The 5,523-nt window shown below is 59.5% G+C and carries 4 protein-coding genes; all 4 read right to left on the reverse strand.

What is annotated here, in order from left to right; translation table 11 throughout:
- Positions 1 to 650 (reverse strand): DUF58 domain-containing protein (locus ACIREA_RS25550; RefSeq protein WP_397385152.1); only part of this gene is annotated, 650 nt, incomplete at its 3' end.
- A complete protein-coding gene (locus ACIREA_RS25555) occupies positions 647 to 1,627 on the reverse strand; it encodes an AAA family ATPase (RefSeq protein ID WP_397385153.1) in 981 nt (326 codons plus the stop codon). The genes ACIREA_RS25550 and ACIREA_RS25555, both read right to left, overlap by 4 nt.
- A 34-nt stretch (positions 1,628 to 1,661) precedes the next feature.
- Entirely contained in the window at positions 1,662 to 3,302 is a 1,641-nt protein-coding gene (locus tag ACIREA_RS25560) for a hypothetical protein (protein ID WP_397385154.1), read from the reverse strand.
- A gap of 102 nt (positions 3,303 to 3,404) precedes the next feature.
- Positions 3,405 to 5,523 (reverse strand): hypothetical protein (locus ACIREA_RS25565; protein WP_397385155.1); only part of this gene is annotated, 2,119 nt, incomplete at its 5' end.

The following is a 5,523-nucleotide window of genomic DNA, read 5'->3' on the forward strand; positions in this document are numbered from 1 at the left end:
CCTTTCCACTCACAGCGGAGGTCGTTGTCGTCGAGTGTTTGCAGGCAGAAGACTTCGTGCTTGTGCCATTGCAGACGGCTGAGTCCTTCCTCGTAACCACCGGGCAGGAGGAAATCTGAAATGACGCAGACGAGGCCTTTGCGACGGTGGCGCGCTTCAAACTCACGCGCACAGGCGTTGAGATCGGTGTTGCCGCCGAAAGTTTGCGCAGCTTCCAGCGAGCGCAAAAGTGGGATGACTTGATTGCGGCCGCGTGAAGGTTCAAACAAGGGCTGCAGGCGGTCTGCGAGGCCGTAGACGGCGAGGCGGTCGAGGGTGTTGAGCGCGATGTAACCCAGAGCGGCGGCTAGCTGCTTGGCGTAGGCTTGCTTGGAGGCCATGGAGGGGCTGCAATCGAGGAGGAGGTAGATGGTAGCGTCTTCCTCCAGTTCGAAGAGTTTGATGAGCAGGGATTCGAACTTGGCGTAAACGCGCCAGTCGATGCTGCGGTAATCATCGCCAAGGGAATACTGCGCGTAGTCGGCGAAGGTGATGCCCGCTCCTTTTTTTGTGCTGCGACGATCCGACTGCAACGAACCGCCCAAGATCTTGCGTGCGAGCAAGTAGAGGGATTCGAGGCGGCGGATGAAGGCTGGATCGGTCAAGGTCATGCCTTCACCTTTTCGATCACGTCAGCGATGACTTCGTCGGTCTTCACACCTTCCGCCTCACCTTCGAAGGAGAGGAGAATGCGATGACGGAGAGCTGGGGTGGCGGCTTTGGCGATGTCTTCACGGGCGACGTGATAGCGGCCATCGAGCAAAGCGCGCACGCGGGCGGCGGCGAGAATGGTCTGCGCACCGCGAGGAGAGGAGCCGTGGCGCACGTATTTTTTCACGCGGTCCGTTGCGTTCACATCGGTGGGATGGGTGGCACGGACGATCTTGACGAGGTAGTCCTGCACGCTGGCCTCGACTGGGACTTCGCGCACGACCTGGCCCATTTGCAGGATGTCATCGCCAGTGGCGACGGCGTTGATGTCCGGAGAGGACTTGCCGCCGGTGCGGTTGAGGATCTCGATGAACTCACCATGGCTGGGGACGGGCACGTAGAGTTTGAAGAAGAAGCGGTCGAGCTGGGCTTCGGGCAGAGGGTAGGTGCCGTCCTGTTCGATGGGATTCTGCGTGGCGAGCACGAAGAACGGAGAGCCGAGATTGTGCGAGGTGCCGGCGACGGTGACGCGCTTTTCCTGCATGGTTTCGAGCAGCGCGGACTGGGTCTTGGGCGTGGCGCGGTTGATTTCATCTGCGAGGAGCACGTTGCAGAAGACGGGGCCCTGCTGGAATTCGAAGACTTTCTGCCCACCGCGCTCGACGAGGATTTGAGTGCCGACGATGTCGGCGGGAAGAAGATCGGGGGTAAACTGGATGCGCTGGAATTTGAGATGGAGCGCCTTGGCGAGCGTGTTTACCAGCGCGGTTTTGCCGAGGCCGGGGACACCTTCGAGCAGGACGTGACCGCCGCAGATGACGGCACTGAGGACTTGCTCAATGATGTCCTGCTGTCCGACGATGAATTTGGCAACTTCAGCTCTGAGTTTCTCGAACGTTTCCTTGAAGTGAACAACAGCGGCGGGAGTTTCGGGCATGAGATTAGAATGTGATGAATGAATGTGACCTTCTTTACTTGGCGGCGGGTGCGGTCGTTTCGTTGCCGACCTGCTGGATGCCTTTGAAGTATTCTTTGACGCCTTCTTTGACTTCGGCGGGCACGTCTTCGCGCTGGATGAAACTTTCGACCTGACGCTGGAAGGCTTTTTCCTGCACGGTGGCGGTGCGGGTGGCACGGCCACTGCCGCTGTCGGCGGACTCGATGCTGGTGTTGCTGGGGCCGCTGCCTTTCTGGCCGGTGAGCTGATCGCGGTTGCCATTGTCCTGAGTGGCATCGCTTTCGGCACGGCGGCTTTCAACAGAGCCGGAACCGGCTTTTTTGCCGCCGGGTTTGATGCACTGACTTAGGCTCTGGCATTCTTTGTCGCACATGAAGCCTTGGCATTTGCTGGTGCACTGACCGAGCGAGAGAAGCTTCTTCATCATGTCACGCTTGGCGGAGGACTGGCACATGCTCTGGCAGAGGCTTTGCAGGGCTTGATTGGCCTTGTTTTGGCAGGCCTGACACTGGCTTTGATTTTGACTGGGGTTCTGCTGCTGTTGCTGGAGCTGCTGTTCCAAATTTTGGACGGACTGCTCCAGAGCGGTCATCTGCTGGTCCATGCTCTGCTGCCCTTGTTGTCCCTGCTGGCCTTGGGACTGCTGCTGGTTTTGGCCGCTTTGCTGCGCGTTCTGGTTCTGGCTGGACTGGGACTGATTGCCTTTGCCTTGATTGCCCTGCTGGCCGGTGCGCTGCTGGAAGTTGCGCGCGGCGGCCGCCATGCGCTGGGAGGCGGACTTGAGTTTGGCGAGTTCCTTTTGGGCTTCGTCGGGTTTCCGCACATCGGCCTGGAGCTTCATCTGACGCAGCTGCTCTGCGGCGTGGCGGTAGTTTTGTTCTTCGAGAGATTTGGAGATGGGTTTCAGCTCGGCGGTCTGTTTCATTTCCTGCGCGGCTTTAGCGAGAAGCTGCTCGGTGTCGCGCTGGCTGAGCTTTTGGGCGGCCTCGGTGAGCTTGCGCTCAAGTTCGGCGTACTGGCGCATGGCCTCTTTGCGGTCTTTGGTCTCGCGCAGTTCCTTAACCCACTTGCGCCACTCGTCGGGATGCAGGAGTTCCTTTTCCTCATCGCTGGCAGTTTTGAGAAGTTCCTCGACTTCTTTTTCGAGTTCCTTGTTGATCTCTTCACTCTTGCTCAGGGTCTCGGTTTCCAGCGCGAGGCGTTCGACCACGATGAGGGAATCTTTTTTGAAGCCCATCACGAAGCAGGACAGAAGCAGGACACCGGCGATGGTGAGCATGCGACGCGGCCACTGCACTGGAATGCTGCGAGGGGAAAGCGCCAGCACGCGCACGGCGGTGGCCTCAGCCTGCAGTGCGATGAATTCGCCCTCGCGATGCTCATCACTGAAACCCAGATGAGAGCTGATGGCGTCTTTGAGATCGAAGTGCTCATCGGCAATGCGGGCGGCTTTGCGCTGAGTGGCACGCCCGAGCAGCCAGGCTGCCAGAGCCATGACGGGCAGGGCGACTGCCGACGCGATATAACCGCTGGCGGGCACAGCGTAACCGCGGAGCACCCAAACCAGGCACCACAGACAAAGAGCGGAGCCGATGACGAGAAGAGAGCCGCAGAACGCCCGGACAAGCCAAGCGAGATCTAGACGTGCTTTCACAGCTGACAGAAACGCGAGGATTCGATCGTGAGCAGGCATGGTGTGCGGAATTGCTGAGGGTTTTACCAGAGAGGGACGTGCGGGACAAGACTTTGCTTGGGACTATTTGGAAAGGCGTGCGATGGCGGATTCAACGGATTTTTTAACACCGCCCCCCAAGCGCTTCTCGTCTAGCGATTTAAGCACTTGTAGCGCCTCAGGCTTTTTTCCGGTGCGTTCGAGAATCTCGGCCTGCTTCACGGCGTAGCCGGCGGCGAGACCGTAGTCCTTCTCGTTTTCTTTGCGGGCCTGCTCAAAGGCCAGCGCAAACAGAGGCGCGGCGGCGTCGTTTTTTCCGTTCGCGGCGAGCAGGTCTGCGGCCTCGCTGGCGGTACGTCCCATGCGGGGCAGAGCCGTGGCGATTTGGGCTGCCACGGGAGCGAATTCGTCAGGTTTGAAGACGGTGCTCTTTGGCACGATGTCGTTAATCAGATTGGGGATGCCGGGACCGGCGGCGGGATACATGGCGGCGCACCATTCATCCCCAGCCACTGCGGCGACAAGCTGGGCGCGCTGCTCCGGTGTGAGGCGCATTTTTTTCTGCGTGCCAGCAAACTGGCGGATGCAGGTCCACATCTCCCAGCGCTCCTGAACGCGCTTTTTGAAATCGCGCCGGTCTTCCTCCTTCAAGCTTTTGCGCCATGAATCAAAGGCAGCGGGCTCGTTGAGGATGAGGTGGATGAGCCATTTCTGCGTCACGCAGTCGGCCACATGCATCTCCCGCAGATCGGCGGGAGTTTTGGTGATGATATAATCCAGGAAAGGCAAGACGGGACGGACGTCCGGAGTGCGCCCCGCTTCGGACTCGCGGGACCAGAACCAGCCGCAGACCCATGTCGGGCCCCAGCCGGTTTCCTTGACCGCCGAGCGCTGGTAGTAGCTCTGGCTGTAGCGGGCAGCCAGAGCCCGATCATAGGCGGCGATGTTGGGCTTCACATCGCCATGCGCGGCCTTCCAGCCAAAAGAGAATTGCAGAGGCTTGAGCTGGCGCCAGTGCTCCCAGGTTTCATCCATGGCTGCGAGCGCCTCGATGTTGGTCTGGGCTGCGACTTCATCGACAGCATCACGGATCAGGTCTGCGGCGTCGTAGAAATTGCAGATGATCTCGACGCAGTCTTTGCGCATCTCTTCATCGGTGAATTTGGTTTCCTTGAAGCGTTTCGCGAGGTCTTTGAAACGATCCTCGCGACCTTTGAATCCCGGAATGGCGGCCTGTTCGGACTTGGAGGGATCTTTGATGTAGGAGAGGTAGATCTCTCCCAGCAAAGCCAGGCCGGGGTCGCCACAGGCGGTTTTGAAGGCAGGCAGGTTTTGGATGATCTCTTTGCTCCAGAGCAGTTCTTTTTGAGGGTCCATCAGGAAGGTGCGCCACTCGGCCTTGAAATGCTCTGCGGCGAGCTGCGGCTGACCGCCGAGCATGAGACTGACGATGCCTGACTGCTCGTTGCTTAGCGTGTGGTGATGCTGGCGCAGCATCGTGCGCATCCAGTCATCATTGCCCGAACGGGCAGTCATGCGCAGCATGCTGTTGATGACCCAGTCATAGGGCTGGTATTTGGTCAATCCACCGTTGGCGAGACGTGCCATCCATGCGTCCCAGTGCTCCTGGGCGGCGGCCTGCCACGCGGCATCGACAGGCAGGAGGTTGAAAGCGCGGATGATCCAGCCGTATTGATACCCATGGATGCAGTGCTTCTGCTTCATGGACTCCAGCGCGGCGGCAGCGCCGAGTTTTGCGCAATCCGGGTCGATGTCGTCGTGCGCCCAGTAGGAGAGGAAATGCACGAGGGCCTGACGCACCCGCGGACTGGCATTTTCCGCGCTCAGCAAGGCGCGGCAGTATTTCCAGACGGGCTGCATGCCGCCCAGTTCCTCGATGGCTTTTTGGGTGGCGGTATTCTGACGGGCCTGATTATCCGTGCCAAGGAAGAAGCGACCTGCCAAGTCGAGTTCACGACCCAAAGCCGCCTGCGGATGGGTCGCAGGCATTTTGGCGGCATACTTCATGGCGGGCACGCGCTGACTTTGCGGCAGCTTGAAATAAAAGTCATGGAAGGCCAGAGGCAGGAGCGTGTGAGGCGTGTCCTGCATGACCTCCGCCGTGCGTTTCAGCATGGCGTCAATGCCACGTCCCATGGCCGCATTGCCGCTGTTGTTGCGCCAGATTTCGATCAAGGTCTGG

Source organism: Prosthecobacter sp. (assembly GCF_044373815.1).
Lineage (GTDB): Bacteria > Verrucomicrobiota > Verrucomicrobiia > Verrucomicrobiales > Verrucomicrobiaceae > Prosthecobacter.

Coding starts and splice junctions, on each gene's coding strand:
- ACIREA_RS25555 (WP_397385153.1), bottom strand. CDS start 1,627: ATGCCCGAAACTCCCGCCGCTGTTGTTCACTTCAAGGAAACGTTCGAG.